The following is a 26,934-nucleotide window of genomic DNA, read 5'->3' on the forward strand; positions in this document are numbered from 1 at the left end:
GATTCAATCACTCTATTATTGTTTAATGGATTAACCTATTTTTTTATTTGAAACACCTAACTGATTCGCAATTCCGAAAAGAGAATTTATAAATCCTGTGTCTTCGCTGTTTCCAGAAGCAGAAGCAGCTTGCTGTAATTTAATTAATGCCGCAGTAATTGTTAAGTTTTTGATGTCGTTTGATGAAATGCCATATTTATCGGCAAGACTTCTCACTTTTCCAGCTAAATCGCTTCCGCCATCTTCGTCAATCAATGCATTTTTGATATCTGTTGCATGTTTCGAATTGTCGATTAAATGATCGAAACCTTTTGCATTCGAAACTTGTTTCACAATATTTTCGAAGAACATTGTTTCTCCACCAACAATGTCAATTTTCGCAGATTTCAATGCATTTGATAACACCTCAGCTTGGGCTCCAGCAATATCTTTTTGAATGTTGATATGAGCCAATTCGATATCTTTTTCTTTTTGTAATTGAAGTTTGAACTCTTCGTGCTCTTTTCCAACACCGTCCAGTTTCTTCATAGCTTCTGCTTTTTCTTCAATTCCTTTTGCTTCTGCTAATGCTTTTTCACGAACAACTTCTGCTTGTGCTAAGCCTTCTTTACGTAACGCTTCTGCTTTTTTCTCGATAACAGATGCTTCTACAGTTCCTTGTTTTTCTTCTGCTTCTGCTTTTGCAACCATTACTTCTGCTTCAGATAGACCAATTGCAGCTTCTTCTTTTGCTTGTGCTTCAGCAATTATTTTACGAGCTTCAGCTTCTTTTGCAGAAGCTTCTTTTTTAGCTTCCGCATCAATTAATAACTCTTGCGCTTTGCGTTCTGCAACTTGTTTTTGTGCATCTGCTTCGATAACTTGACGAGCAGCTTCTTGCTCTGCCGCAATTTTTGCCGCTTCCGCAGCTTTTACAGTTTCGATTAAACGCTCTTCCGCTTCTTGCGATGCAGCAATAATTCCGGCTTGTTTCTGACGCTCAACTTCACGGTAAACTTCAACATCTTTCACACCTTGTTGCTCTTCAATCACGCCTTTTTCTAAAAGAACGCGTTCTTTGATAACGCCTTGAATATTTTTCTTCTCAACTTCGATAGACCTTTCTTTATCAATCTGAGCTAAAGTCACAATTCGCTCACGTTCTGTTTGCTCTAATGCACGATCTTTTTCAACGCGTTCCGTTTCGATTGCATCAGTACGAACTTTATTTTTTTCTGCGATAATAATTTGACGCAATTTATTTTCTTCTTGTACCGCCAATTGCTCTTCTGTTGTAATACGAACAGATTCAGCTTTTAGACGTTCTTCTTCGCGAACTTTTGCAATTTCTGCCTCTTCGCGCGCTTTTATATTTTCGATTTCTCTGCGTTGACGCTCTTCTTTTTCGGCTAATTGTCGCTCTAATTCTAAGATTGCTTCGCGCGCTTCAACGTTTTGTTTTTTGATTACTTTTTCTTCTTCACGACGAATTAAGTTGGCGTTCATATTTTGTTGAGCCGTTAATTCCGTGATTTTTTTAATACCTTCCGAATCTAAAATATTATCAGGGCTCAAGAATTGTAATTCAGTTTGTTCTAAATAATCAATCGCACAGTCATCTAAAATATATCCATTCAAGTCTGTTCCGATGATATTTAAAATTTCATCTCTAAATTCGCGACGAGCTTCGTATAATTCGATAAAATCGAATTTTTTTCCAACTGTTTTTAAAGCTTCTGAGAATTTTGCTTCGAAAATACTTTTTAATGTTTCTGGTTCTGATGCTCGCTCTGTTCCTAAGTTTTGTGCAACATTGATTACATCATTCACCGATTTATTAACGCGAACAAAAAATGCAACTTTGATATCTGCACGAATGTTGTCTTTACAAATTAAACCATCGTGTTGTTGACGAGTAATATCAATTTTCTTAATCGAAATGTCCATAATTTCCATTTTGTGGAAAACAGGAATTACATACATTCCTTTGTTGAAAGCTACTTGCGAACCTCCAACACCAGTACGAACGATAGCTTTTCCTTGAGGAACTTTTTTATAGAAAACGCTTAAAACGACGATGAAAGCAATAAAGATGAAAACGATAACACCAACTGCTAAAAGAATAAAATTTGTCATGAGATTTTTATTATATTTTGATTGATTTAGTGAATAATTAAGATTAAAATTTCTTCGATAAGAAACGAAGTAAGTTGAAATATTAGTGTCATAATAGTGTTAAATGTTGTTTAAGGTTATGTGTTTGATGACGAAATAATAATGATTTGAAGGCGATTCGTCGGTGATAATAATGGTGTCTCCAAAATTAATTTCTTCACCATTTTGACTTTTGATGTTAAGCGTAATGATATCTTTCTCGATTTGAAATTCCGCAGAGCCTATTTTATCTCCTGTGATTTTAGATTTTGATTTTCCGACTCTTCCGATAAAATCAGTTTCTTCTTCTCCATGATAACCTAATTCTGAATACATTTTAACTAATGGTTTAGTGATCCAATGCATCATAAAATAAGCGATGATGAAAACCGGAATTAAGATTAAAACTGAATACAATCCTAATTTGCTTAATCCAAAAACAATCGAAGAAATAATGGTAATCACCCAACTGATAAATTTGAACAAAGTAATAATCACCATTAACGGAACTTTACCAACATTGATGAATTCTAAACATTTTGCCCAAAAACCTGGTTCGTGATGCACGTCTGCATCAGCATCGTGATCAGCGTCAATTTCGTGGTGGGCATCAACATCATTGATGTCTCCGATATGAAAATCAGAATCTGTTCCAAGATCAATTCCGTCACCAGCTAACAGTTGAAATACCCAATAGACAAGAGAAAATCCCATCAAAATGGTCATAATTCCGTTGGCCAATGGATTAAAAAGAAGGTCTAAAATTTCGGTCATTTAGTGTTAATTTTTAATGTTAAATAGCTCTTCTGAATGTATAATAAATAATTTTCGTTGTGCTGTTGATGGAAAGCGGAGTGGAAGTGATTAATTCCCAGCCTTCATTTCCATATTTATTTAGTAAATCATCCAAAAATGTTTTATCTATTTTGATAGAAAATAAGCCAGCGTTAGGCATTATTTCTATTGTTTTGTATTCATATTTAGATGCCATAGTTTTGATTTTTTAAAAGAGATTAATTTACTAAAAATTTTATAGAAATAATTCACTATAAAAAGTGATTTATTCTTGATTTTTCGACTGAATTTTTAGCTTCAAAGCTTCTAATTCATTTTGAATCAAATCTCCTTTTAAGGTTTCATTAATTTCATCATCTGCGGTTTTCGAATTATCCGCTAAACTTCCGTAAGCTTGCGCAAGTGCTTCGTCTTCTTCCACTTTGGCTTTCATACGTTCTAACATGCTAATTGTGCTATTCGCATCAATTTTAGCCATTTGTTTGTTCACTTGTTTTGTGGCATCAGCAACTTTTACACGCGCTTTTAATGTTGTCAATTCATTTTCCCATTTATTAATGTTGAATTTTAGAACTTCGACATTTTTATGGACTTCATTTGCAGATTTTTCATGAATAATTACTTGATTTTCTAATTCAGTAATTTCTTCTAACAATTGATTCTTTAAGCCCAAAGCTTCTTTCGCTAAACTTTCGGCTTGTTCAACTGTAATTTCACTTCGCCCAGCTTTTTCTAACAAAAGAATTGCTTTTCGTTCATAATCTGCAGCTTCTTCTTTCTTTTTGTCGACGCTATTTTGCGAACGAATTGCCATTGCTTTTACCTTTGCGTAAGCCTCTAATGATTGATTAAGATCGTCGCGCATTTCGCGAATTCCTTGTTCTGTCATTTTGATTGGGTCTTCCATTTTTTCGACAACCGAATGTATTTCCGCTTGTCCAATTCTAAAAATACGTTTGAAAATATTCATAGTGATATTGTTTTATTGTTTAGAAAATTCGATTAATTGAGCAGAATATTCGCTCATCAATAAGCTCAAAGAGTTTAACGTTGCTTCAAATTCGTTTTGATCAAGATTCGCAACTTGAAGTGTGTAACGATAAATGACTTTGTTTCCGTCTTCTGTTATTGCAAAAGCACCATGAATGATATCGCGATTTTTCATCAACAACGCTTTTAGCATTTCCAGATTATCATTTGTAATTGTAAATAAATACAACTCGAAAATGATAACAGGTGGTGCAATCCCTACAATCAGATTTTGAACACCATCCAATAAATTTTCAATCATAAAAACACCTTCTTTTTCGTCTTTGTAAGTGATGGTGTAATTGATGTTTTGAATAAAATTTTCAATCTTCGAAAAATAATTCATTTTGTTGTTATTAGTGTTTTTTGTAATTTGTTTCCATAAAATTAAACAATTTGCTAAAATAATTAGCAAATAAAAATGTTAAAATTTTAAATAATGACAAAAATTGGTGAAAATATAAAGAAATTAAGACAAGTTAAGAACTTAACTCAGCAAGCTTTTGCTGATTTATTCGATGTTAGTAGAGGGAATATTTCATCTTACGAAGAAAAACGTGCAGAGCCACGAATTGAAACGATTTCTCTAATTGCTAAATATTTTAGCATTCCAATAAGTCATTTGATCGAAAAAAACTTAACAGTTAACGAAATATTACACTTTAATAACTATTTTGAGGAAGCTGATATGTTACGAAATGTTAAAAATTTGAGCGCGATTCCTTTTTTATCACGAGAAATAATTCAGTTAAAAAAAGAATTATTTTCTAATATAGAAAACTATCCGTCGATCTATTTTCCAATCTATAATTCGCATCAATTTATTGCGTTAGAATATTCTTCGAATATCGCTTCACCTATCGATTTTACAGAAGAAGAATCATCTATTTTATTTTTTGAACATTTGGAAGTGGAAAATTTACATTTGGTAAATGATAAGTTTGGTTTGTATTTGAATGATGATGAAATTTTTGTTGGGAAGTTTACTCAACACGAAAATCAATTGATTTTGGAATTAAATCAATGGAAACAAATTATTTTTGATGTTGAAAATATTCAGCACTTTTATCAGTTTTATGCTGTTTATAAGAAGGTTTAGAAATAATTTTTATAAGTAAGATTGTTTTCTAAATATTAGATGTTTCTACATCGTTTGACTCGCTCAACATGACAAGAAAATCCAATCTAGGCTGATAATTAATGTCATGTCGAGGAATCGAGACATCTCTTCTAAAAACTTATAATATTACTACTCAAGACTTTTAAACTTTAATATAAATCTTCTTTTTATCTAATAAATAAGCTAACCACCAAAAGAAAGCTAAGAAAATTAGCGAATAAACAAATGAACCAATTTCTGGAATTCCAGGAATTTTAGCGCAAACATTTTCGTAGAACCAATCCAATGGTGAAATGAATTTGATTTCTCTTTTGTCGTTTAAACCAGCTTCAATTTTGATTAAACCTAATAATCGAGGTAATAATCCGCTCAAAACAAAGATGAACAAAGGATTTTTTCCAAAAACATCAAAGAATTTCATGAAACCATTTTTGATGCCTAAAATTTCGATGAACCAAATCATAGCGCCAATTGTCAAAATTGCTAAACCAGTTGTGTTGAAAACATAAGAGCTGCTCCAAATCTTTTTATTGTACGGGAAATCCCATTGCCAAACATAACCAATTGTCAATGCAATTGTTCCTAAAACAAATAAACCAGCTAACATTTTATATTGCGGATTGTCAGTTTTTGGTAAAGGACGATTCAACCAATTGATATTTCCTTGTTTCTGAATATAATCACCAACCAAATACCCAAATAAAACCTGTGGAATAGTAGAAATTGTACTGAAAATTCCTTCGGGATCAAACGGAACACCTTCTCCTTTGTAAATATGCGCTAAACCAAGCAATTGATTATCGATTTTAGTTCCGATGAAACCTTCTAATGAATAAGGGTCAGAAGTTCCAAGTCCGAAAGTTAAAACCCAATAAAGTAGAAGAATCGCACAACTTATCAATAAAACTTGTTTTTGTTTAAAATAAAAAGCAATCACCGAAGCGAAAAAATAAGCAATTGCAATTCGTTGTAAAACGCCCATTATTCGGATTCCGCTTTCTTCTGAATCTTTCCATGCTTTGAAAATAAGGTCATTATTATCCCACTTGAAAAATGGCCACCAATTGATGAATAATCCAATTCCGAAAATTAGAATTGTTCGTTTTATTACTTTTTGCCAGAAAATTTGTTGAGGTTGTTGTTGCAATTTTGGAATCACAAAAGCCATTGCATTTCCTACAGCAAACAAAAAGAAAGGAAAAACCAAATCTGTTGGCGTACATCCGTGCCATTCTGCATGCTCCAAAGGATCGAACATAGCCGACCAAGTTCCTGGATTATTTACCAAAATCATCAACGCAACAGTTGCGCCACGAAAAACGTCTAATGAATAATAACGAGCTGCTTTCATCTCTTTTGTGTTAATGTTTTAAAGATATAGATTTTTTGAATTTTTAGACAAAATGCTTTTCAAAAAGATACTAGATTATTCCTTACCTTTAATTGTCAATAACAAACAATAAATAAAATGAGAACGGAGTCTGATTTATTAGGAGAATTACAAATTCCTGAAACGGCTTATTATGGTGTGCAAACGCAACGTGCCATTAATAATTTCAAAATTTCCAATAACTATTTGTCACATTATCCCGAATTTGTAAAAGCGCTTGGTGTTGTGAAATTAGGTGCTGCGCAAGCCAATCATGAATTAGGAATTTTATCGAAAGAATTATTTGATGCGATTTCTTTTGCTTCGAATGAGTTAATTGCTGGTAAATATACAGAGCAATTTCCAATCGATATGATACAAGGTGGTGCGGGAACTTCTACAAATATGAATGCAAATGAAGTAATTGCAAATATTGCTTTGGAGTATTTAGGAAAACAAAAAGGAGAGTATCAATTTTGTTCGCCAAATGATCATGTAAACCTTTCGCAATCTACGAATGATGCCTATCCATCTGCTTTGAAATTAGCATTATTTAATATGAATAAACCTTTGGTTGAGGCATTAACTTCGTTGTATGAGGCACTTGATAAAAAAGGTAAACAATTTGGTAATGTTATAAAAATGGGACGTACGCAATTGCAAGATGCAGTTCCAATGACGCTTGGGCAAGAGTTTGAAGGTTTTTCGAATACATTACATAAAGAAGTTGATAATTTAAACCGAATTGCTGCCGAATTATTAGTAATTAATATGGGTGCAACTGCAATTGGAACTGGATTGAATGCTGTTCCAGGTTATGCACAATTGTGTACAACTAAAATAGCTGAAATCATGAATGAAGATGTTTCGTTGGCTGATAATTTAGTTGAAGCAACTTCGGATACAAGCTCGTTTGTGGATTATTCATCAGCTTTGAAACGTCTTTGTGTGAAGTTGTCGAAAATTTGTAATGATTTACGTTTGTTAACATCTGGTCCGAGAACAGGTTTGTTCGAGATTAATTTACCTCCAAAACAACCAGGATCTTCGATTATGCCAGGGAAAGTAAATCCAGTAATTCCAGAAGTAGTGAATCAAGTTTGTTTTAAAGTGATTGGAAATGATTTATCAATAACAATGGCTGCCGAAGCTGGTCAATTACAATTAAATGTAATGGAGCCAATAATTGGTTTTTCGATTATGGAATCGATTCAATATTTAACAAATGCGATGAATACGCTACGTGTTGAATGTGTGGATGGAATTACAGCAAACGCAGAACATTTGAAAAATGAAGTACAAAATAGTATTGGAATTGTTACAGCTTTAAATCCTTACATTGGTTACAAAGCAAGTACAAAAATTGCGAAAGAAGCTTTAGAAACAGGAGGAGGTGTATATCAATTGGTCTTAGATCACGGTTTATTGTCGAAAGAACGTTTGGACGAAATCCTTGATCCTAAAAATATGCTTGGTCCACATATCTAGAAGTAAAAAATTAGAAATACGAAGTTAGAGTTGTTGAGTTTCTAACTTCGTAATTCGAGTTTCGTATTTCTTAGAATCCGTGTAAATTCACATTATCAGTTGGAAGTAAATCAACTTTTTTACCCATTTTTTTCTGAATGATTTTGAAATGATGCAAATCTTCTTCTGTAATCAAACTAATGGCTTTTCCGTTTGCATTTGCACGACCTGTACGCCCGATTCTGTGCACATAATCTAAAGGCGAACGAGGTAATTCGTAATTAATAACAGTTGGTAAACCTTCGATATGAATTCCGCGTCCAATCAAATCTGTTGCAACCAAAACTTTAATATCACCTAGTTTAAAATCTTCCAAATTATCCATTCTAGCGCCTTGGGATTTCTTACTGTGAATCGCCATTGCAGAGATTTTATTCTTTTTTAATTTTTCTACTAAATTATCTGCAGTTCGTGTCGAAGAAACAAAAACCAAAACTTGTTCTAAGTTTTCAGATTTGATTAAATAACGTAAAAAAGGACCTTTTGTTTCGGCATCAACTTTATAAGCAACTTGTTCGATTTGTTCCAAATCAATTTCTTGTTTTTTGATTTCAACAACAATTGGATCAATACTTAATGTAGATTTTATTTCATCAATTTTATCATTCAAAGTTGCAGAAAATAGAATTGATTGTTTCTTTTTCGGAACACTTTTCAAAATTCGGTTCATCTCATCTCCAAATCCTAATTGGAACATTTTGTCTGCTTCGTCAATCACCAAATATTGCAATTGATCCAATGATAACGCATTATGATCCATTAAATCCAATAAACGACCAGGAGTTGCAATCAAAATTTCTGTTCCATACAAATTTTTCATCTGTGGATTAATCGAAGTTCCTCCATACACCGCTTGCGTTTGTACCTCACGGCGTAAAGCAGTTCGCAATCCTGCAAAAGTTTGTTCAATCTGAACTGCTAGTTCACGTGTTGGAACTAAAATTAACGCTTTTATGTTACGAGATTTTTCGTACGATTGATGTTGAATTTTTTGTAGCAAAGGCGCAACAAAACACAAGGTTTTTCCAGAACCAGTTTTTGCAATTCCCATCACATCTTTTCCTTTTAAAATAGATGGAATTGTTTCGGTCTGAATTTCAAAAGGTTTTAAAAATCCAAGTTTTGTAATTGCTTTTGATAAATATGGTGATAATCCTAAATTTTCGAATGACATAAATTGATATAAGACTGCAAAGGTAGAGATTAAATTTGAATGATATTTTAGGAATAATTACTCGTTTAATCATTTTTAATCGTGATGAAAATGAAAGTTTTAAAATCGTTTCTGAAATATTTCTAAAAATCTTTTTAGAAACAGTCAAATTATCGAAACAACGATTGAAAACAGAAATAATTTCTGTTTAAAACTTTATTAAAAGCTTTTTGCTTAATAAAACTATCGTTAACTTTGATTCTTATGAAAAAAGATCAGTCTAAGATAATTCGTGAGCAAGCGCCAAGATCTGCTACTCGCGAGCATTCGGTTCCATTATATTTAACATCAAGTTTTATTTTTGATAGCGCAGAGCAAGGACGTGCAATTTTTGCAGAAGAAGAGCAAGGTATGGTTTATTCACGTTATGCAAATCCAAATACAACAGAGTTTATTAATCGCGTTTGTGCTTTGGAAAAAGCAGATGCAGGTTTAGCTTTTGCTTCGGGAATGGCTGCTGTTTTTGCATCTTTTGCTTCGTATATAAAAAGTGGAGATCATATTGTATCGAGTCGTGCAATTTTTGGTTCTACACATCAATTAATTACGCAATTATTTCCGCGTTGGGGCGTAACTTATACATATGTAGAAACGCCAAATATCGAGGATTGGGAAAAAGCAATTCAATCAAATACAAAAATTGTTTTCTTAGAATCGCCTTCAAATCCTGGATTAGAATTATTTGATTTAGAAGCTTTGGCAAAATTGAAAGAAAAACATCCGAATGTTATTTTTGCAATTGACAATTGTTTCGCAACGCCATATTTACAACAACCTTTGCAATTTGGATTTGATTTATCTATTCATTCTGCAACAAAATATATGGACGGACAAGGTCGAGTTTTGGGTGGAGTAGTTGTAGGAAAAGAAGAATTAATCAATGAAATGATGTTTTTTATTCGTCATACAGGTCCGGCGATGTCGGCTTTTAATGCGTGGACAATTTCTAAAAGTTTAGAAACGTTGCCACTTCGTATGGATCGTCATTGCGAAAATGCGTTGGCGTTGGCAGAAGCTTTGGAAAATCATGCTGAAATTGCAGATGTGAAATATCCATTTTTACCATCGCATCCGCAATATGAGTTGGCGAAAAAACAAATGAAAGGCGGGGGTGGAATCGTAACATTTGAAGTGAAAGGAGGAAAAGAACGTGCTTTCAGATTTATTGATGCATTAGAAATGATTTTATATACGTCTAATTTAGGAGATTCGAGATCGATTGCAACGCATCCAGCAACTACAACTCACGCAAAATTATCAGATGCAGAACGTGCAGATTTGGGAATTAGGCCAGGTTCTATTCGTTTATCGGTCGGTTTGGAGGATAAAGTGGATATTATCGAAGATATTTTGCAAGCGTTAGAAAAAACTAAGGTTTAATTAATTTATTGATTAGTTGTTGGTTAAATATAAATTTTAATAATTTATTCATTTCAGTACGGACTTTGCATATTCTAAACGAAAGTTTAGAATATGAAGAAGTTTTTAATTTTTGGTTTTGCATTGTTTACAATTTCAAGTTATGCGCAAAATAGACCAAATGATGGAAATAATAGAAATGTCGATATTTTAATTGAAAGATCTGATTATTACGGAATATCATCAAGTCAAAAAAATAAAATAATTGCTTTAAAAAAACAAGCAAGTAAAGATTTCGAAAGAGTTGGAAGAGATCGTAATTTATCTGGTTACGAAAAAGGTAGAAGAAAAAGAGAGATTTCTTACAATTTACAACGTGATATTGATAAAATCTTAAATGATAATCAACGTTATAAATGGTCAAATTCTCATCGTGACGATTATTATAAAGACCGAATTGATGATCGATTAGAGCGTTTAGAAGACGAATACGAAAGAGATATCAAGCGAATAGAACGTAATTATTCTTACGATAAAAATTTGATGAAACGTAAAAAAGAAATCAGAAAAGCAGAATATAAACGCGCGAAAGAGCGTTTGAAAAATATGAAAGATTATTATTAAAATAAAAGGATCCAATAATTTATGGATCCTTTTATTTTTTATATTGATTTGATAAAATTTTCTACTTGTTCCTCTGGTGTTGTCCAAGAAGTGACTAATCTAATTGCAGAATTTTGTTCATCAATTTTTTGCCAAATATAAAACTCAAAATCTTGTTGTAGTTTTTCGATAATTGAATTTGGTAAAATAGGGAAAATTTGATTGGAAGATGGTTCTGTCAAAAAGTTGTGACCTTTTGCTGAAATAGCATTTGCTAATTTTTCTCCCATTTGATTGGCGTGTTTTCCCATCTCGAAAAATAAATCATCTCGAAACATTTCCGAAAATTGAATTCCTATCAAACGTCCTTTCGCTAACATTCCGCCTTTTTGCTTAATATGATAACGAAAATCTTCGTCCAATTTTAAATTATTTATCACAATTGCTTCACCTAAAAGTGCACCATTTTTAGTTCCACCAATGTAAAAAACATCTGCAAAATTTGCCATATCTTCTAAGTTTAAATCACATTTAGAAGAAGTTAAAGCAGAAGCTAAACGTGCGCCATCAACAAAAAGGTATAAATTATTTTCTTGGCAAAAATGATAAAGCTTTTGCAATTCCTTTTTTGAATAAACACTTCCAACTTCCGTAGAATTAGAAATATAAACCAATTTTGGCTTTACCATATGCTCGTCCGTATGTGTGGCAAGAATAATCGAAATTTGCTCAGGAGTTATTTTTCCATTATCCGTCGCAATGGTATTTATTTTATGTCCTGTTGCTTCTATCGCGCCCGTTTCGTGAACGGCAATATGCCCGCTTTCGGCTGCAACTACAGATTCGTGTGGTTTTAGAATAGAAGAAATTACAATTAAATTGGCTTGTGTTCCACCAGAAACAAAATGAATTGCTGAATCTTTTTTCAGTCTTTTTTTGATGAACTCTCTTGCTTCATTGCAAAATTCGTCTTCGCCGTAACCAATTGTTTGTTCTAAATTTGTATCGATTAATCGTTGCAAAATTGCTGGGTGAGCACCTTCGCTATAATCATTTTTAAAGCTATATTTTTTCAAAATTGAAATCTTAAATTTTGAGAATAAAAGTAGGAGTTTTCCTAATTCTTTCCTATTTTACTATCTATTTTTACCAATTATTTAAACTGAAGTTATGAAGATTTTAGTCGTAGAAGATGAAATAAAATTGCAAGAAACAATTGTTGAGTTTTTAGAAAAGGAAAAGATGATTGTCGAAACAGCAGATAATTATCAGCAAGCTTTGGATAAAATAATTTCGTTCGATTATGATTGCATTTTATTGGATATGATGTTACCAGACGGTGATGGAATGTCTTTGTTGAAGGAATTGAAGAATCTTCGGTGATTATTTTGTCGGCGAAAGATTCGGTTGATGATAAAGTAGAAGGATTATTGGTTGGCGCGGATGATTATTTAGCGAAACCATTTCATTTTGCTGAATTATTGGCTCGAATTAAAGTTGCTTTGCGCAAAAATCTACAAAAAGGAGAGGATGTTTTGAGTTATAAAAATATTCAAATTTTTCCCGAAGATCGTTTGGTAAAAGTAAATAATATCGAACTGAAATTAAACAGAAAGGAATATGATTTGCTGTATTATTTTATGTTGAGACCCGAACGTGTTTTTCAGAAAACAACTTTAGCAGAAAGTGTTTGGGGAGATCATATTGAGCTATCTGATAATTTAGATTTTATTTATTCGCAAATAAAAAATCTAAGAAAAAAAATGAAAGAAGCAAATTCTGAAGCCGATTTACAAGCGGTTTATGGGATTGGTTATAAGTTGATTTAACATGAAAATATCACTAAAAAATTATACATTTCGTTACCTCACATTTTGGTTGCTTATCGTTATTGCGATTTGGGCATTTCTTTTTCATTCCTTGATTTTGGATGAAGTTTATGACAATGTAGATGACGGATTAAAGAATCAAAAAATTGAAATTATTCGAGAAGCTTATCGCGATCCGAATTTATTAAATACAACCGAATTTGGATTAAGTCAATTCAAAATTTCCAAAGTTGATCCAAGTAAATATGATGAAAGAAATCACTTTTCGAATGAGTTGGTTTACATGGGATACGATGATGATATGGAACCTTATCGTATATTGAGAACTGGTTTTTATGACAAAGAAAATCATCCGTATTCATTAGAAATAAGAACCTCAACAGTCGAAGAAGATGAATTGATTTATGATTTATCGATTTCTTTGATTGCGTTGTATGTTTTTATTTTGATTAGTATTTTATTGATTAATCATTTTGGATTGAAAAAAGCCTTCAAACCTTTTGGGCAAATTATTTCTCAATTAAGAAAATATGAAGTAGGAAATAACGAAAAACCAAAACTTGTCGAAACGAATGTGAAAGAATTTTCTTATTTGCAAAAAGAAATTGAGCGAATGATTAATCGAAATGATGAGGTTTTTAATTCACAAAAATTGTTCATCGAAAATGCTTCCCACGAATTGCAAACACCTTTGACAATTGCGCTAAACAAACTTGATTTGCTAATAGAAAATTCAGATTTAAAAGAAAAAGAGGTGATGAGTTTGGTAGAAACCAAGCAAACACTTTGGCGAATGGTGAATCTTAATAAATCGTTGTTAATGTTATCTCGAATCGAGAATAATCAATACAAAAATAATGTTGAAGTTAATTTTACAGCTTTGACAAAAGATTTGATCGAAGATTATGAAGAAATTTTAGAAGCAGAAGAAATTAAATTAGAAACGAATTTTAAGGCAGATTTTATTCTTGATTTTAATATCGATTTAGCGCGAATTTTAATTTCAAATTTGATTCGAAATGCGATCAAACATAATAATGATGAGAAAATTATTAAGATAGAAAGTGATTCAAATCAATTTATAATTTCGAATACAGGGAAAAACGCAACATTGGATTCGAATCTTATTTTTAGTCGTTTTTATAAACAAGGGACAAGTGATGGAAATAATGGATTAGGGCTTTCGATTGTGGACACGATTATCAAAAATCAACAAAATTTGACGTTACATTACAATTATGAGTTTCCTTTTCATCAATTTATTCTGAAAAAATAAATTATTCCCAAATCTTTCCTAATTCACTTTGCAACTTTGTCTTAATAATTATAAAATCAAACAAAATGAAAAAGTTTTTAAGTGTTATCATGTTAAGTGCAACGTTGATTTCTTTTGCTCAAGATAAAGCAATAAAATATAACCAAGTTCCAAAAATGGGACAGCAATTTATCAACAAATATTTTGGTGCAAAACAAGTTGGTTCTGTGATGTTGGACGACGATTATTTTTCGAAAGAATATAAAGTGTATTTGGCAAATGGAACAAAAGTAGAATTTGATGGAGACGGAGCTTGGAAAGAAGTCGATGGAAAACGAAATGCTATTCCAACAGGATTTATTCCAGCTAAAATTTCGAATTATGTGAAAAGAAGTTTTCCGAATACTACAATAACAAAAATAGAAAGAGATCGAAAAGAAATTGAAGTGAAATTGAACAATGGACTTGAATTAAAATTTGATAAAAACGGGAATTTTAAGAAAATTGATGATTAATAAATAAAATAAAAAACTCCAACTAAACTTTAGTTGGAGTTTTTTATTCTATTTATCTCGACTTTCTAACATTGGCACAAATTTGAAATCACCAAATTCGTAATGTTCAAATTGATCTTCTGATAATCTCATAATGACAATCATTCGTTGCGATTGTTCACCAACTGGAATCACCATTATTCCTCCAATATTCAATTGTTTTTTTAATTCTTCTGGAATTTCTGGCGCACCAGCCGTTACAATAATTTTATCAAAAGGAGCAAAAGAAGGTAAACCTTTGTAACCATCTCCATACGTTTGATAACGTGGCTCGAAATTGATTTTTTTCAACATGATTTTCGAGAAATCAAACAAATCTTTTTGTCTTTCAATCGTAAAAACTTCAACACCCAAAGCAACCAAAACAGCAGTTTGATAACCAGAACCAGTTCCGATTTCTAAGACTTTTTCATTAGGCTGAATGTCTAATAATTGTGTCTGAAAAGCAACTGTAAACGGATGCGAAATCGTTTGTCCAGCAGCAATCGGAAAAGCTTCGTCGCGATATGCGAATTCCGTAAATGCGCTGTCTAAAAATAAATGTCGTGGCACTAAATTAATAGCTTCCAATACGTTTTCATCTTCAATTCCTTTCGAGCGCAACAAATCAACCAACATTTTGCGTCGTCCTCTGTGTTTAAAATCGTCTACAGACATATTCCAAAATTTTTACAAAAATGCATTAAATACAACTTATTCTCATTAATTTTAACGGCAAAATCTACCAAATGTTAAAAGTAGGAGTGATCGGTGCTGGGCACCTTGGAAAAATCCATTTAAAGTTATTAAATCAATCGGAAAGATACGAATTAATTGGCTTCTTTGATTCTTTTGAAGAAAATGGAAAAAAAGTTGAAGCTGAATTTGGGTATAAATATTTTAGTTCGATGGACGAATTGATTGATGCTGTTGATGTTGTCGATATTGTGACACCAACGTTATCACATTATGAAGTGGCATTGAAAGTGATCGAAAAAAATAAACATTTTTTCATCGAAAAACCAGTTACGCATACCTTAGAAGAGGCAGATCATTTGTTGAAATTGACAAATGAAAAAGGTTTGAAAGCGCAAGTTGGACACGTAGAGCGTTTTAATCCTGCATTTACAGCGGCTGCACCTTTTATCGAAGAACCATTGTTTATTGAAACGCATCGTTTGGCAGAATTTAATCCGCGCGGTACAGATGTTCCTGTAGTTTTAGATTTGATGATTCATGATTTAGATGTGATTTTATCGATTGTAAAATCAGAAATTAAATCAATTCATTCGTCTGGAGTTTCGGTAATTAGTGATACACCTGATATTGCAAATGCTCGAATTGAGTTTGAAAATGGTTGTGTGGTGAATGTTTCGACAAGTAGAATGTCAATGAAAAATATGCGAAAAATGCGTGTTTTTCAACGAAATGCGTATATTTCAATTGATTTCTTGACGAAAAAGACTGAAATTATTAAAATGCACAAAGCGCCAGAAAATCCAAGTGAATTTGCGATGATTTTGGAAAACGATAAAGGAGATCGTAGAGAAATTTGTTTTGAACATCCAGAAATTTTACCAAATAATGCAATTTTGGATGAATTAGAAAGCTTTGCAGATTCTATTGTGAATAATTCACCAATTAAAGTTTCGTTACAAGATGGACGAAATGCATTGAAAGTTGCATTGGAGATTATTGCTTATTTTGAAAAAGAACAGCAAGTCATCAAAAATCAAACAATCGAGAAAGAATAAATCGATGTTAGATTTTAGAAGTTCGAATTTCGCTAAACGCATGAATATGATGTGATTTTGAAACAAGTTCAGAATGACGAAAATTTGTCAAGCTGAATTCATTTCAGCTTCTCATTCTGAAAAATCAAATTTCGCAAAACTCATTTCGAACTTCGAATCTCGAAAAAAAATAAATAATAAAAACAAACATACAAAAAGATGAAAAACATTACAGTTATTGGAGCTGGAACGATGGGGAATGGAATTGCTCACGTTTTCGCACAATCAGGATTTGCAGTGAATTTGGTTGACGTTTCTCAAGATAGTTTGGAGCGTGGATTGAAAACAATCGCTGGAAATTTGGAGCGTATGATCGCCAAAGAAAAAATTACGGAAGCTGACAAAACAGCAACTTTAAATAATATTACAACATTTACAGATACTGCGGAAGCGGTAAAAAATGCGGATTTAGTTGTAGAAGCTGCAACAGAAAATTTAGATTTGAAATTGAAAATCTTCAAACAAATTGATGAAGCTGCGCCAGCAAATGCAATTTTAGCGTCTAATACTTCTTCTATTTCGATTACAAAAATTGCGTCTGTTACAAGTCGTCCAAAACAAGTGATTGGAATGCATTTCATGAATCCAGTTCCGATGATGAAATTGGTTGAAATTATTCGTGGTTACGATACAACAGACGAAGTAACGAAAGCGATTATGGAAATGTCAGAAAAATTAGGAAAAGTTCCAGTTGAAGTGAATGATTATCCAGGTTTTATCGCCAATCGTATTTTAATGCCAATGATTAACGAAGCAATTTATTCTTTATATGAAGGAGTTGCGGGCGTGAAAGAAATTGACGAAGTAATGAAATTAGGAATGGCTCATCCAATGGGACCATTACAGTTAGCTGATTTTATTGGTTTAGACGTTTGTTTATCAATCTTAGAAGTATTGTACGACGGATTCAAAAATCCTAAATATGCACCTTGTCCATTGTTAGTAAATATGGTTACTGCTGGTAAAAAAGGAGTGAAATCTGGTGAAGGTTTCTATGATTATTCAGAATCAAAAAAAGCTGAGAAATTAGCTGCTCAATTTGCGAAGTAGTTTATCTTACACAAAATAGTCAAAACAAAAAGCGTTACTTTTCGGGTAACGCTTTTTTTTATTTTGATTACTTAATTGCAGCTAAAGCATGTGTGTAATCTGGTTCTTGTCCAATTTCAGGAACTTGTTCTGCATAAGCAACTTCTCCATTTGGATTAATTACTACAACTGCGCGAGATAATAATCCATTTAATGGTCCATCAACCATTTTAACACCATAAGCATTTGCGAATTCTTCATTTTTGAAATCAGATAAAGTGACTACATTATCCAAACCTTCGGCAGCACAAAAACGAGATAAAGCGAAAGGTAAATCTTTCGAAATACATAACACAACTGTATTTGCAGCAGAAGAAACTTCTTTGTTAAAAGTTCGTACAGATTGCGCACAAACACCAGTGTCAACACTTGGAAAAATATTTAAAACAACATTTTTTCCAGCATAATCAGCCAATGTTTTGTCGCTTAAATCTCCTGCTGTTAAAGCAAAAATCGGCGCTTTTTCACCAATTATAGGTAAATCTCCGCCTGTATGAATAGGATTTCCTTTGAATGTAATTTCAGCCATAATTTTTTATTTTATTCTTAGATTTTTAATGATTAAAAGTAACAAAATTCTACGGAGAAAAAAGTATCTTCGCAATAATAAATTGTTACATTACAAATAACACACAAATATTATGCAACTTTCAAAGCGTTTACAGAATTTGAAACCATCTGCAACTATTGCAATGTCTGCGAAAGCAAGAGAATTAAAATCACAAGGAATCGATGTGATTAGTTTAAGTATTGGAGAACCAGATTTCAATACACCAGATTTTATCAAGGAGGCAGCTAAAAAAGCTATCGACGAAAATTATTCAGGATATCCTCCAATTGCAGGGTATGCAGATTTGAAGGAAACAATTTGTAAGAAGTTTAAACGTGATAACAATATTGAATATACAGCAAATCAAGTTGTTGTTTCTACTGGAGCAAAACAATCTATTTATAATGTTTTACAAGCAATTGTAGACGAAGGAACTGAAGTAATTATTCCAACACCTTATTGGGTTTCTTATTCAGATATCGTAGAATTATCAGGAGGAACGCCAGTTTTTGTGGAAGGAACTTTAGAAGCTGATTTCAAAATTACACCAGCACAGTTAGAAGCTGCAATTACAGATAAAACTCGTGCTATTATTTATTCATCTCCTTGTAATCCGTCAGGATCAGTTTACACAAGAGAAGAATTGAAAGGTTTGGCTGAGGTTTTAGCAAAATATCCAGATGTGATTATTATTTCGGACGAAATTTATGAGCACATTGTTTACGGAGAAAAAAATGTTTCGATTGCATCTTTCCCAGAAGTTTATAATCAAACAGTAACTGTAAATGGTTTAGCAAAAGCTTTCGCAATGACAGGTTGGAGAATTGGTTTCATTGGAGCGCCAGCTTGGTTAGCAAAAGCATGCGAAACGTTACAAGGACAAGTGACTTCGGGAGCAACGTCTATCGCTCAACGTGCTGCAATTACGGCTTTAGAAGCAGATCCAAGTTCTGTTCAATACATGGTTGATGCGTTTGCAGAACGTCGTGAATTGATGTTAGGTTGGGCAAGAGAAATTCCAACGTTCAAAGTAAACGAACCAAAAGGAGCTTTCTATTTATTTCCAGATGTTACGGCAACTTTCGGAAATACATACAATGGCGTTACAATTAACAATGCAGATGATTTAGCTTTATATTTATTAGAGCATGCACAAGTTGCAGTTGTTTCTGGTTCGGCTTTCGGGTCTAAAAATTGTATTCGTATCTCGTATGCGGCGTCTGTAGAAGAGTTGAAAGAAGCAATGACACGTATCAAAAATGCTTTAGCGTAAGTAGAAAAATAGATAAAATATCAAAATCCTCAAGTTTTACTTGAGGATTTTTTTGTGGATGATATTTTCTTAAAAAAAATGTGATTTTAATTTTAATGAAATTCAATTGATTAGCCTATTTAAGCGACTTTTTATTGAAAATATTTCAAAAAAGATTTGTTTTAATCGAAAATAACCTCTTATATTTGCACCACTAAAAACAAGGCGAGGTAGCTCAGATGGTTAGAGCGCAGGATTCATAACCCTGAGGTCGGCAGTTCGATTCTGCTCTTCGCTACAACTTCAAAAGACAAATTCATTATTGAATTTGTCTTTTTTATTATCAATAAATATTATTAGACTTCTGATGATAATCATCGATTAATCCTTTCAAATTCATTAAATTTGCATTCAATTTAGTAACGTTCTAAATAAAATTCAAAAAAATGATTCAAACAGATATAGTTATAATCGGAGCTGGACCAACTGGTCTTTTTGCCGTTTTCGAAGCAGGTTTATTAAAAATGAGATGTCATATTATTGATGCACTTCCTCAACCTGGAGGACAATTGACAGAATTGTATCCAAAAAAACCAATTTTTGATATTCCTGGTTATCCTTCTGTTGGTGCAGGTGAATTGATTGATAATTTGATGGAGCAAATCAAACAATTTGAGCCAGGTTTTACATTGAACGAACAAGCTGCAACAATCGATAAGCAAGAAGACGGAACTTTTATTGTAACAACTAATAAAGGAACGCAAGTGCAAGGAAAAGCAGTTGCGATTGCAGGTGGTCTTGGATCTTTTGAACCTCGTAAACCAATTATCGAAAACATCGAAGCATACGAAGAAAATGGAGTGGAGTATTTTGTAAAAAATCCTGAATTGTTCCGTGATAAAAAAATCGTAATTGCTGGTGGTGGTGATTCTGCTTTGGATTGGTCTATTTTCTTGGCTGATGTTGCTGCCGAAGTTACGTTGGTACACAGAAGAAATGAATTCCGTGGAGCCTTAGATTCTGTTGATAAAGTAATTGAATTGAAAAAAGCAGGAAAAATTAATTTGGTTACTCCAGCTGAAATTACTGGAATCAAAGGTGAAGGAAAAGTGGAAAGTTTGGTAATTGAAAAAGAAGGTGAAACTTTTGAACTTGAAACAGATTATTTTATTCCATTGTTTGGTCTTTCTCCAAAACTAGGTCCTATTGCAAATTGGGGATTGGAGATTGAGAAAAATGCAATCAAGGTAAATAATGCGTTAGATTATCAAACAAATATCGAAGGAATTTACGCGATTGGTGATGTAAATACTTATCCAGGAAAATTGAAGTTGATTTTATGTGGTTTCCATGAAGCAACGCTAATGTGTCAGTCTGTTTACAATAGAATGAATCCTGGGAAAAAATTTGTCTTGAAATACACAACAGTTTCTGGTGTTGATGGTTTCGACGGGACAAGAAAAGAAGCCGAAAAAGCGGTTGTCAAAGCTATTGACTAATTTTAACAAAATAAATAGAAATATTTTTTAAATCTTTTACGTTTTGCGTAAAAGGTTTTTTTTATTCACATTCACAAGGTTCTCTACTTCGTCTTTTGGCTTCATTGTCCCAAAAAGGATAAAATTTTAATCCAAAATAAAAGTTCGCAGAAGTTAATTTTTTCTGTTTAAAAACGATTGGAATTGCATTATCACTGCCCAAAATTAGAGGGCCAATTCTTACATACCCACCAAATGTTATATTTTCAAAATCATAGATAGAAAGGGAAGGTCCAATTCCAAATCCATTTTTTTGGATAGTATAAGAAGTTTGTAGCACATTGATACGTTTCAAACTATTTTCAAAAACTGGAATTCGTTGCATCAAATTGAAATTTAAGTAATGATTTTCAATAATTTTTTTACTCAGATTAAGATGTAAACTCGTTGGTAAACCGATCGAAAAATTATTTCCCGTTTTAGATTTTGTTTCATCACCATAAACTTCTTTGCTCAAAAGTCCTAAATATTGATCAACACTTTCAAATTCAACTCCATCTAATTTTGGATTATTACGAATTTGAACTCTTTGCGAGGGATTGTAGAAATGATGGTTATCGCCTCTGAATTTTACTAATCCAACATCTAATAAATTTGCCGAAAATTTGAAATCATATAATTCATCATTCGCTCTTCTGTTCACAAAAGAAATTCCTAAATCTATTCCAACTCCATTTCCTCTATTTCGTAAAACATATTTATCTCGATCAAAATCATAATTGGTAGAATATCCTGCTTTTATATCATAATTTGACGCATAAATATTTGCATCAGGATTGTCGATTGTACTTGTTATAGTTGGTTCAGCTTCTAATTTTATCGCGTTTTTACTTTTGATATACGCGCCATCTAAACCCAAAAGATATTTAATATTTGCCCCAATAATAACTTCAGAAGTATTAGTTGTATACAAATTTGTCGAAACATTTAAGCCTAATTCAGCCCAATTCATTGCATTTGTCTTTGTAGGTTCAAACTCATAATTTTTTGGTTCTATTTCATTCTGATTACTAAAACGAAAATAATTATCTAAATCTTTAATAGAACCTTGTGTACGAAGTCGGGTGAAAATTCCAAGACGATAAGTTTGATTATTAATTTTCTTTTTAAAAGAAACGGAAGGTCCCAGAAAATCATTTTCCAAATGATAAGAAATCGTATTTCTAGTTGCGAAATCTAAAATATTAGAATGCGTTTCTCCTCTTATTCCAGCTTTTATATTTGCTGATTTTGTTTCACCTTTTATTAAACCTAATACGTTTTGATCGGATACGTAAGCGTAATCATTTCTGAATAAAATATCCTCAGAAATAATATTAATATCCCATTTATTCGGGTTAAAATATGAAGTTGTCGGAGAAAAAACACTACCGTTAATCCCGCTATATTGATCATTACTAAAAGATAAAATATTTTGTCCAAACGTAAATCCTGAACAAAAAATAACGGTTAATAGAAGTTTTTTCAAATTGTGGGTACGTCATATCCTCGTAGACTAAATTAGTAAAAAACTAATATAGCTTTATGATGATTAAAAAGACAAAAGAAATAGCAGCTTATTTAACTTATAGTAAAAAACTACAAGTTCTAAAATATGCCAAAGAATATGGAAATAACTCTATAGCATATAAATTTTTTGGCGTGAAAAAGAGTACATTTTATAAATGGAAAAAGGCATATGATGAACATGGAGAAGAAGGTTTACTTAGAAAAAAACCAACTCCTCGTACATTTCCCAATCAAATCAAGCAAGAAATTGTAAATAAAGTATTAGAACTTCGAAAAGAACATAAATTAGGGACTTGGCGAATTAAATGGTATTTAGAACGTTATCATGATATTTTAATATCAGAATCAAGTGTTTATCGTATTCTAAAACGCAATAATGTAGGTCGATTAGACAGAAAGGCAACTAGAAGAGCTATGCATAGTATTCGATATGAAAAAGAAACACCAGGTCATCATGTACAGGTTGATGTTAAATTTCTAATTTTTCAAGATGCAAATGGCCATAAAATCAAGAGATTTCAATATACAGCAATTGATGATGCTACACGAATTAGAGCGCTTAAAATCTATGAAAAGCACAATCAATTAAGTTCAATTGATTTCATAAATTATGTTGTAGATAAATTTCCTTTCAGAATTAATACAATTCAAACAGATAACGGACATGAATTTCAATCAAAATTTCATTGGCATGTTCAAGATTTAGGAATGAGACACCGATTTATAAAAGTAGGAACGCCTCAGTTAAATGGGAAAGTTGAACGATCTCATTTAACTGATAAAAAAGAGTTCTATCAACTTTTAAGCTATACTGATGATGTTGATCTAAATCAAAAATTAGAACAATGGGAAAATTTTTATAATTTCAATAGACCACATGGATCTTTTAAAGGAAAAACTCCTTATGAAATACTAAAATTAAAACTAAAATAATTATATTTAAAGTCTACGAAGTCATGAAGTACGACAGCCATATATTTTATAATCTATTTCGTGTGAATTCATTTTTTTAATTTTACTAATTAGTCGACAAAATTCGTAATTCGTAACAGTTCTTATTTAAAATTAGTATTAAATATGAACCAATGAGGTATATTCTTTTTTTGAAAGTAAACAATCCGTATTTTTGTTTAACTTGAAAAAGTATTATGGCAGATATTAAAATTACAATTATAGATAGAGAAGGTGTTTCGCATGAAGTTGACGCGCCTACTGATATGAATATGAATATCATGGAGCTTGTGCGCGCCTACGAATTAGCACCAGAAGGAACCATTGGTATTTGTGGTGGAATGGCGATGTGTGCCTCTTGTCAATGTTATGTGTTGACTCCAGAAATTCAATTACCAGAAATGACGCCTGATGAAGATGCAATGTTAGCAGAGGCATTTAATGTGAAAGATAATTCACGTTTAGGTTGTCAGTTACATCTTTCGGATGAAATGGATGGATTGGTTGTTGAATTAGCACCAGAATATTAAATTTTAGTTTTACGTGGTACGTTATAAGTTCTACGTCACAATTTTGTTATTATCGTTTAGCGTAAAACGTTTAGCGTAAAACGTTTAGCGTAATACTTAAAACTTATTAAATGAATCAATTAGATAAAAGACTTTTTTTGTTAGATGCTTATGCCTTAATTTTTAGAGGATATTATGCATTTATCAAAAATCCACGAATCAACTCAAAAGGTTTCAATACATCGGCAATTATGGGATTTACGAATTCCTTGTTCGATGTCATTCGACGTGAACAACCAACGCATTTGGCGGTTGTTTTTGATGTTGGTCAAGCAACAGTTCGTACGGTAGATTATCCTGAATATAAAGCAAATCGTGATGAAACGCCAGAAGCCATTCGTCAAGGCGTTCCGTATATTCAAGATATTTTACGAGCGTTAAAAATTCCAGTACTTTTCGCCGAAGGTTACGAAGCAGATGATGTGATCGGAACATTAGCACAGAAAGCAGAGAAAGCTGGTTATACAACTTATATGGTGACACCCGATAAGGATTTTGCGCAATTGGTAACGGAAAAAATTAAAATGTATCGTCCTGCTGCAAATGGAAAAGGTGTTGAGATTTGGGGAATTGAAGAAGTAAAAGAAAAATTTGAAATCGACGATCCAATTCAAGTTATCGATTACCTTGGAATGATGGGTGATGCTGTGGATAATATTCCAGGTTTACCAGGTGTTGGAGCAAAAACGGCAAGTAAATATTTGAAAGAATTTGGATCATTGGAAAACCTTTTAGCGAATACAGATAAGCTGAAAGGGAAAGCTAAAGAAAAGATTGAAGAGAATAAAGAGCTTGGAATTCTTTCGAAGAAATTAGCAACGATTATTACAGATGTTCCTGTAGAATTTGATGAAGAAGATTTAACGGTTTGCCCGCCAGATATAGAAAAAGTTACTGAACTTTTCACGGAGTTAGAATTCCGTCGTATGTTAGAAACGGTTTACAGAATTTATGGTTTGGATGTTTCGGGAATTATCAAAGAAGCGCAAGAAGAAATTTCTGCGGCAAGTCAGATTTCTTCGAATCAAGTGCAAATGGCTCAACAATCATTGTTCGATTTTACGTCTGATGAAGAAATCGTTCCACAAAATTCAGCTTTTACAGATATTTCAACAACGAATCATTTATATCAATTAATCGATACGAAAAAAGGTAGAGAAATTTTATTACGAAATATTCTAAAACAAAAAGAAGTGACGTTCGATACGGAAACAACTTCTTTGGATGCTTTAGAAGCTGAATTGGTTGGAATTTCATTTTCTTGGGAAAAAGGAAAAGGTTATTATGTTCCTTTTTCAACTGATTTCGAGGAAACAAAAGCAATTATCAACGAATTTAAACCATTTTTTGAAGATGAATCAATTTCGAAAATTGGTCAAAATCTAAAATATGATATTAAAGTTTTAAACAAATATGACATTGTTGTTTTAGGTCAGAATTTTGATACGATGATTGCGCATTATTTGATTAATCCAGATATGCGTCACAATATGGATGTGTTGTCAGAAACATATTTGAGCTATCAACCAGTTTCAATCGAAAGTTTGATTGGAAAAAAAGGAAAGAATCAAAAGAATTTCCGTGATGTTCCGTTGATGGAGCAAACTGAATATGGAGTAGAAGATTCTGATATTACAAATCAATTGAAAAATCTTTTCGAACCAGAATTAATCAAAGCAAATACACACAAATTATTCACTGATCTTGAAATGCCATTGATGCAAGTTTTGGCTGATATGGAATTGGAAGGTGTTAATTTGGATGTTCCGTTCTTGAAAGAACTTTCAGTTAAACACGAAGCGAAATTAAGAGAATTGGAAGCAAAAATTCAGGAAGATGCTGGAGAAGAATTCAATCTTAACTCGCCAAAACAATTGGGAGAAATCTTATTTGATAAATTACAATTAGATCCAAAAGCGAAGAAAACCAAAACAGGTCAGTACGCAACAGGAGAAGAAATTTTATCGAAATTGAAAGATAAACATCCAATTATCAATGATATTTTAGAGTACCGTCAATTACAAAAATTAAAATCGACTTATATTGATGCGTTGCCAGAATTGGTGAATCCAAAAACTGGTCGCGTGCATACAACATACGCGCAAACGGTTGCTGCAACGGGACGTTTGTCTTCTGTAAATCCGAATTTACAAAACATTCCGATTCGTTCAGAAGAAGGTCAGCAGATTCGTAAAGCCTTTGTTGCACGAGATGAAAATCATGTGATTATTTCTGCCGATTATTCGCAAATTGAATTGCGTTTGATTGCGCAAATGTCACAAGATCCTGCAATGGTAGAGGCTTTCAAACATGGAGAAGATATTCATGCTTCTACTGCCGCAAAAGTTTTTAATGTGGCGTTGGATGAGGTGACGCGTGAACAACGTAGTCAGGCAAAAACGGTGAATTTCGGAATTATTTATGGTGTTTCGGCTTTCGGTTTGGCAGATCAAGCGAATATTTCTCGTAAAGAAGCCAAAGCATTGATTGATGCGTATTATGAAACTTACCCAACGTTGAAAGCGTATATCGAAAAACAAGTTGAGGTGGCTCGTGACCAAGGTTTTGTAGAAACGTTAATGGGACGTCGCCGTTATTTGAAAGATATCAATTCGAGAAATGCTGTCGTGCGTTCGCATGCAGAGCGAAATGCTGTAAATGCACCAATACAAGGAACTGCGGCTGATATCGTGAAAATGGCAATGATTCAAATTCAGAAAGAATTGAAGAAAAATTATAAAACCAAAATGATTTTACAAGTGCATGATGAGTTAATTTTTGATGCACCAAAAGATGAGGTAGAAAAAGTTTCTGAATTAATCAAATCGACTATGGAAGCTGCAATGCAAATGGATGTTCCGTTGATTGCAGAAGTCGGAGTAGGAGCGAATTGGTTAGAAGCTCATTAGAAAAATATT

24 protein-coding genes, 1 tRNA gene and 1 pseudogene are annotated in these 26,934 nt (G+C 32.6%); 15 read left to right on the plus strand and 11 right to left on the minus strand.

Features of this window, described 5'->3' with window-relative positions; all coding sequences use genetic code 11:
* Positions 1-30: 30 nt before the first annotated feature.
* From N5D46_RS05645 to N5D46_RS05665, 5 genes are all read right to left on the minus strand, one after another.
* Positions 31-2,115, minus strand: coding sequence for a flotillin family protein (locus N5D46_RS05645; RefSeq protein ID WP_221856601.1), 2,085 nt, complete (start codon positions 2,113-2,115; stop codon positions 31-33).
* Between the two features lie 99 nt (positions 2,116-2,214).
* Positions 2,215-2,907 (minus strand): OB-fold-containig protein, encoded by a 693-nt coding sequence (locus N5D46_RS05650; protein ID WP_125350042.1) that lies wholly within the window; start codon positions 2,905-2,907, stop codon positions 2,215-2,217.
* A gap of 19 nt (positions 2,908-2,926) precedes the next feature.
* Complete coding sequence (locus tag N5D46_RS05655; protein ID WP_125350043.1) at positions 2,927-3,124, minus strand: DUF4177 domain-containing protein; 198 nt, start codon at positions 3,122-3,124, stop codon at positions 2,927-2,929.
* A 69-nt stretch (positions 3,125-3,193) separates the two neighbouring features.
* Positions 3,194-3,898 carry a PspA/IM30 family protein gene (locus N5D46_RS05660; protein ID WP_280049423.1) on the minus strand — a complete coding sequence of 235 codons (705 nt, stop codon included), beginning with the start codon at positions 3,896-3,898 and terminating at the stop codon, positions 3,194-3,196.
* 12 nt (positions 3,899-3,910) lie between these two features.
* Entirely contained in the window at positions 3,911-4,303 is a 393-nt protein-coding gene (locus N5D46_RS05665) for a molecular chaperone Tir (RefSeq protein ID WP_115001905.1), read from the minus strand.
* Between the two features lie 93 nt (positions 4,304-4,396).
* Between N5D46_RS05665 and N5D46_RS05670 the strand changes: the two genes are divergently transcribed.
* Positions 4,397-5,056 (plus strand): helix-turn-helix transcriptional regulator, encoded by a 660-nt coding sequence (locus tag N5D46_RS05670; RefSeq protein ID WP_280049425.1) that lies wholly within the window; start codon positions 4,397-4,399, stop codon positions 5,054-5,056.
* A gap of 163 nt (positions 5,057-5,219) precedes the next feature.
* Here the strand turns inward: N5D46_RS05670 and N5D46_RS05675 are convergent, their stop codons facing one another.
* Positions 5,220-6,428 carry a DUF5009 domain-containing protein gene (locus tag N5D46_RS05675; protein WP_280049427.1) on the minus strand — a complete coding sequence of 403 codons (1,209 nt, stop codon included), beginning with the start codon at positions 6,426-6,428 and terminating at the stop codon, positions 5,220-5,222.
* A 108-nt stretch (positions 6,429-6,536) separates the two neighbouring features.
* On the opposite strand from N5D46_RS05675, the gene aspA reads away from it, so the two are divergent.
* On the plus strand, positions 6,537-7,934 hold the full coding sequence (gene aspA, locus N5D46_RS05680) for an aspartate ammonia-lyase (protein WP_114997768.1): 1,398 nt from the start codon (positions 6,537-6,539) through the stop codon (positions 7,932-7,934).
* Between the two features lie 70 nt (positions 7,935-8,004).
* On the opposite strand, the gene N5D46_RS05685 is transcribed toward aspA, so the two are convergent.
* Positions 8,005-9,147: a DEAD/DEAH box helicase gene (locus tag N5D46_RS05685; protein ID WP_280049429.1), complete on the minus strand. Its 1,143-nt coding sequence runs from the start codon at positions 9,145-9,147 to the stop codon at positions 8,005-8,007.
* Positions 9,148-9,390: 243 nt separating this feature from the next.
* On the opposite strand from N5D46_RS05685, the gene N5D46_RS05690 reads away from it, so the two are divergent.
* Both N5D46_RS05690 and N5D46_RS05695 read left to right on the plus strand, forming a co-directional pair.
* Positions 9,391-10,566 carry an aminotransferase class I/II-fold pyridoxal phosphate-dependent enzyme gene (locus N5D46_RS05690; RefSeq protein ID WP_280049430.1) on the plus strand — a complete coding sequence of 392 codons (1,176 nt, stop codon included), beginning with the start codon at positions 9,391-9,393 and terminating at the stop codon, positions 10,564-10,566.
* A 93-nt stretch (positions 10,567-10,659) separates the two neighbouring features.
* Entirely contained in the window at positions 10,660-11,169 is a 510-nt protein-coding gene (locus N5D46_RS05695) for a hypothetical protein (protein ID WP_221854496.1), read from the plus strand.
* A gap of 38 nt (positions 11,170-11,207) precedes the next feature.
* On the opposite strand, the gene N5D46_RS05700 is transcribed toward N5D46_RS05695, so the two are convergent.
* The gene (locus N5D46_RS05700; protein WP_280036984.1) at positions 11,208-12,224 is read right to left on the minus strand and encodes an aminotransferase class I/II-fold pyridoxal phosphate-dependent enzyme; all 1,017 of its coding nucleotides are present in this window, start codon (positions 12,222-12,224) and stop codon (positions 11,208-11,210) included.
* A 94-nt stretch (positions 12,225-12,318) separates the two neighbouring features.
* On the opposite strand from N5D46_RS05700, the pseudogene N5D46_RS05705 reads away from it, so the two are divergent.
* The 3 genes and pseudogenes from N5D46_RS05705 (at position 12,319) to N5D46_RS05715 (ending at position 14,747) form a co-directional block, all read left to right on the plus strand.
* A pseudogene (locus N5D46_RS05705) lies at positions 12,319-12,977 on the plus strand (response regulator transcription factor).
* A gap of 1 nt (position 12,978) precedes the next feature.
* A complete protein-coding gene (locus N5D46_RS05710) occupies positions 12,979-14,253 on the plus strand; it encodes a HAMP domain-containing sensor histidine kinase (protein ID WP_219034884.1) in 1,275 nt (424 codons plus the stop codon).
* Between the two features lie 65 nt (positions 14,254-14,318).
* Positions 14,319-14,747: a PepSY-like domain-containing protein gene (locus N5D46_RS05715; protein ID WP_219034883.1), complete on the plus strand. Its 429-nt coding sequence runs from the start codon at positions 14,319-14,321 to the stop codon at positions 14,745-14,747.
* Positions 14,748-14,795: 48 nt separating this feature from the next.
* Here N5D46_RS05715 and N5D46_RS05720 read toward each other — a convergent pair whose 3' ends face one another.
* Positions 14,796-15,443 (minus strand): protein-L-isoaspartate(D-aspartate) O-methyltransferase, encoded by a 648-nt coding sequence (locus N5D46_RS05720; RefSeq protein ID WP_038332579.1) that lies wholly within the window; start codon positions 15,441-15,443, stop codon positions 14,796-14,798.
* Positions 15,444-15,514: 71 nt separating this feature from the next.
* Between N5D46_RS05720 and N5D46_RS05725 the strand changes: the two genes are divergently transcribed.
* On the plus strand, positions 15,515-16,519 hold the full coding sequence (locus tag N5D46_RS05725) for a Gfo/Idh/MocA family oxidoreductase (RefSeq protein ID WP_114997742.1): 1,005 nt from the start codon (positions 15,515-15,517) through the stop codon (positions 16,517-16,519).
* A 198-nt stretch (positions 16,520-16,717) separates the two neighbouring features.
* On the plus strand, positions 16,718-17,608 hold the full coding sequence (locus tag N5D46_RS05730) for a 3-hydroxybutyryl-CoA dehydrogenase (RefSeq protein ID WP_114997739.1): 891 nt from the start codon (positions 16,718-16,720) through the stop codon (positions 17,606-17,608).
* A 67-nt stretch (positions 17,609-17,675) separates the two neighbouring features.
* Here the strand turns inward: N5D46_RS05730 and tpx are convergent, their stop codons facing one another.
* Positions 17,676-18,176 carry a thiol peroxidase gene (gene tpx, locus N5D46_RS05735; protein WP_114997736.1) on the minus strand — a complete coding sequence of 167 codons (501 nt, stop codon included), beginning with the start codon at positions 18,174-18,176 and terminating at the stop codon, positions 17,676-17,678.
* Between the two features lie 112 nt (positions 18,177-18,288).
* Between tpx and N5D46_RS05740 the strand changes: the two genes are divergently transcribed.
* The 3 genes from N5D46_RS05740 (at position 18,289) to N5D46_RS05750 (ending at position 20,948) form a co-directional block, all read left to right on the plus strand.
* Entirely contained in the window at positions 18,289-19,470 is a 1,182-nt protein-coding gene (locus tag N5D46_RS05740; RefSeq protein WP_219034881.1) for a pyridoxal phosphate-dependent aminotransferase, read from the plus strand.
* Between the two features lie 203 nt (positions 19,471-19,673).
* Positions 19,674-19,747 (plus strand) — tRNA-Met (locus N5D46_RS05745).
* 148 nt (positions 19,748-19,895) lie between these two features.
* Entirely contained in the window at positions 19,896-20,948 is a 1,053-nt protein-coding gene (locus tag N5D46_RS05750; RefSeq protein WP_115001902.1) for an NAD(P)/FAD-dependent oxidoreductase, read from the plus strand.
* Between the two features lie 61 nt (positions 20,949-21,009).
* Here the strand turns inward: N5D46_RS05750 and N5D46_RS05755 are convergent, their stop codons facing one another.
* Positions 21,010-22,455, minus strand: a complete 1,446-nt coding sequence (locus N5D46_RS05755) for a DUF5723 family protein (protein WP_280049431.1) — start codon at positions 22,453-22,455, stop codon at positions 21,010-21,012.
* Positions 22,456-22,514: 59 nt separating this feature from the next.
* On the opposite strand from N5D46_RS05755, the gene N5D46_RS05760 reads away from it, so the two are divergent.
* The 3 genes from N5D46_RS05760 to polA all read left to right on the plus strand — a co-directional run bounded on the left by N5D46_RS05760 (position 22,515) and on the right by polA (position 26,925).
* The gene (locus tag N5D46_RS05760; protein ID WP_280046477.1) at positions 22,515-23,429 is read left to right on the plus strand and encodes an IS481 family transposase; all 915 of its coding nucleotides are present in this window, start codon (positions 22,515-22,517) and stop codon (positions 23,427-23,429) included.
* Positions 23,430-23,644: 215 nt separating this feature from the next.
* A complete protein-coding gene (locus N5D46_RS05765) occupies positions 23,645-23,977 on the plus strand; it encodes a 2Fe-2S iron-sulfur cluster-binding protein (RefSeq protein ID WP_180905218.1) in 333 nt (110 codons plus the stop codon).
* Between the two features lie 110 nt (positions 23,978-24,087).
* A complete protein-coding gene (gene polA / locus N5D46_RS05770) occupies positions 24,088-26,925 on the plus strand; it encodes a DNA polymerase I (RefSeq protein ID WP_125349801.1) in 2,838 nt (945 codons plus the stop codon).
* Positions 26,926-26,934: the final 9 nt, after the last annotated feature.

It is taken from the genome of Empedobacter sp. GD03865 (genome assembly GCF_029840775.1).
In the GTDB taxonomy this organism is placed as follows: domain Bacteria; phylum Bacteroidota; class Bacteroidia; order Flavobacteriales; family Weeksellaceae; genus Empedobacter; species Empedobacter falsenii_B.

Excerpts from the sequence above, each read along its gene's own strand:
- N5D46_RS05765 (WP_180905218.1), top strand. The coding sequence starts at position 23,645 with ATGGCAGATATTAAAATTACAATTATAGATAGAGAAGGTGTTTCGCAT.
- N5D46_RS05740 (WP_219034881.1), top strand. The coding sequence starts at position 18,289 with ATGCAACTTTCAAAGCGTTTACAGAATTTGAAACCATCTGCAACTATT.
- N5D46_RS05655 (WP_125350043.1), bottom strand. The coding sequence starts at position 3,124 with ATGGCATCTAAATATGAATACAAAACAATAGAAATAATGCCTAACGCT.
- N5D46_RS05720 (WP_038332579.1), bottom strand. The coding sequence starts at position 15,443 with ATGTCTGTAGACGATTTTAAACACAGAGGACGACGCAAAATGTTGGTT.
- N5D46_RS05665 (WP_115001905.1), bottom strand. The coding sequence starts at position 4,303 with ATGAATTATTTTTCGAAGATTGAAAATTTTATTCAAAACATCAATTAC.
- N5D46_RS05690 (WP_280049430.1), top strand. The coding sequence starts at position 9,391 with ATGAAAAAAGATCAGTCTAAGATAATTCGTGAGCAAGCGCCAAGATCT.
- N5D46_RS05750 (WP_115001902.1), top strand. The coding sequence starts at position 19,896 with ATGATTCAAACAGATATAGTTATAATCGGAGCTGGACCAACTGGTCTT.
- polA (WP_125349801.1), top strand. The coding sequence starts at position 24,088 with ATGAATCAATTAGATAAAAGACTTTTTTTGTTAGATGCTTATGCCTTA.
- N5D46_RS05760 (WP_280046477.1), top strand. The coding sequence starts at position 22,515 with ATGATTAAAAAGACAAAAGAAATAGCAGCTTATTTAACTTATAGTAAA.
- N5D46_RS05710 (WP_219034884.1), top strand. The coding sequence starts at position 12,979 with ATGAAAATATCACTAAAAAATTATACATTTCGTTACCTCACATTTTGG.
- N5D46_RS05645 (WP_221856601.1), bottom strand. The coding sequence starts at position 2,115 with ATGACAAATTTTATTCTTTTAGCAGTTGGTGTTATCGTTTTCATCTTT.
- N5D46_RS05660 (WP_280049423.1), bottom strand. The coding sequence starts at position 3,898 with ATGAATATTTTCAAACGTATTTTTAGAATTGGACAAGCGGAAATACAT.
- N5D46_RS05725 (WP_114997742.1), top strand. The coding sequence starts at position 15,515 with ATGTTAAAAGTAGGAGTGATCGGTGCTGGGCACCTTGGAAAAATCCAT.
- N5D46_RS05715 (WP_219034883.1), top strand. The coding sequence starts at position 14,319 with ATGAAAAAGTTTTTAAGTGTTATCATGTTAAGTGCAACGTTGATTTCT.
- N5D46_RS05730 (WP_114997739.1), top strand. The coding sequence starts at position 16,718 with ATGAAAAACATTACAGTTATTGGAGCTGGAACGATGGGGAATGGAATT.
- N5D46_RS05650 (WP_125350042.1), bottom strand. The coding sequence starts at position 2,907 with ATGACCGAAATTTTAGACCTTCTTTTTAATCCATTGGCCAACGGAATT.
- tpx (WP_114997736.1), bottom strand. The coding sequence starts at position 18,176 with ATGGCTGAAATTACATTCAAAGGAAATCCTATTCATACAGGCGGAGAT.
- N5D46_RS05695 (WP_221854496.1), top strand. The coding sequence starts at position 10,660 with ATGAAGAAGTTTTTAATTTTTGGTTTTGCATTGTTTACAATTTCAAGT.
- N5D46_RS05685 (WP_280049429.1), bottom strand. The coding sequence starts at position 9,147 with ATGTCATTCGAAAATTTAGGATTATCACCATATTTATCAAAAGCAATT.
- N5D46_RS05675 (WP_280049427.1), bottom strand. The coding sequence starts at position 6,428 with ATGAAAGCAGCTCGTTATTATTCATTAGACGTTTTTCGTGGCGCAACT.
- N5D46_RS05670 (WP_280049425.1), top strand. The coding sequence starts at position 4,397 with ATGACAAAAATTGGTGAAAATATAAAGAAATTAAGACAAGTTAAGAAC.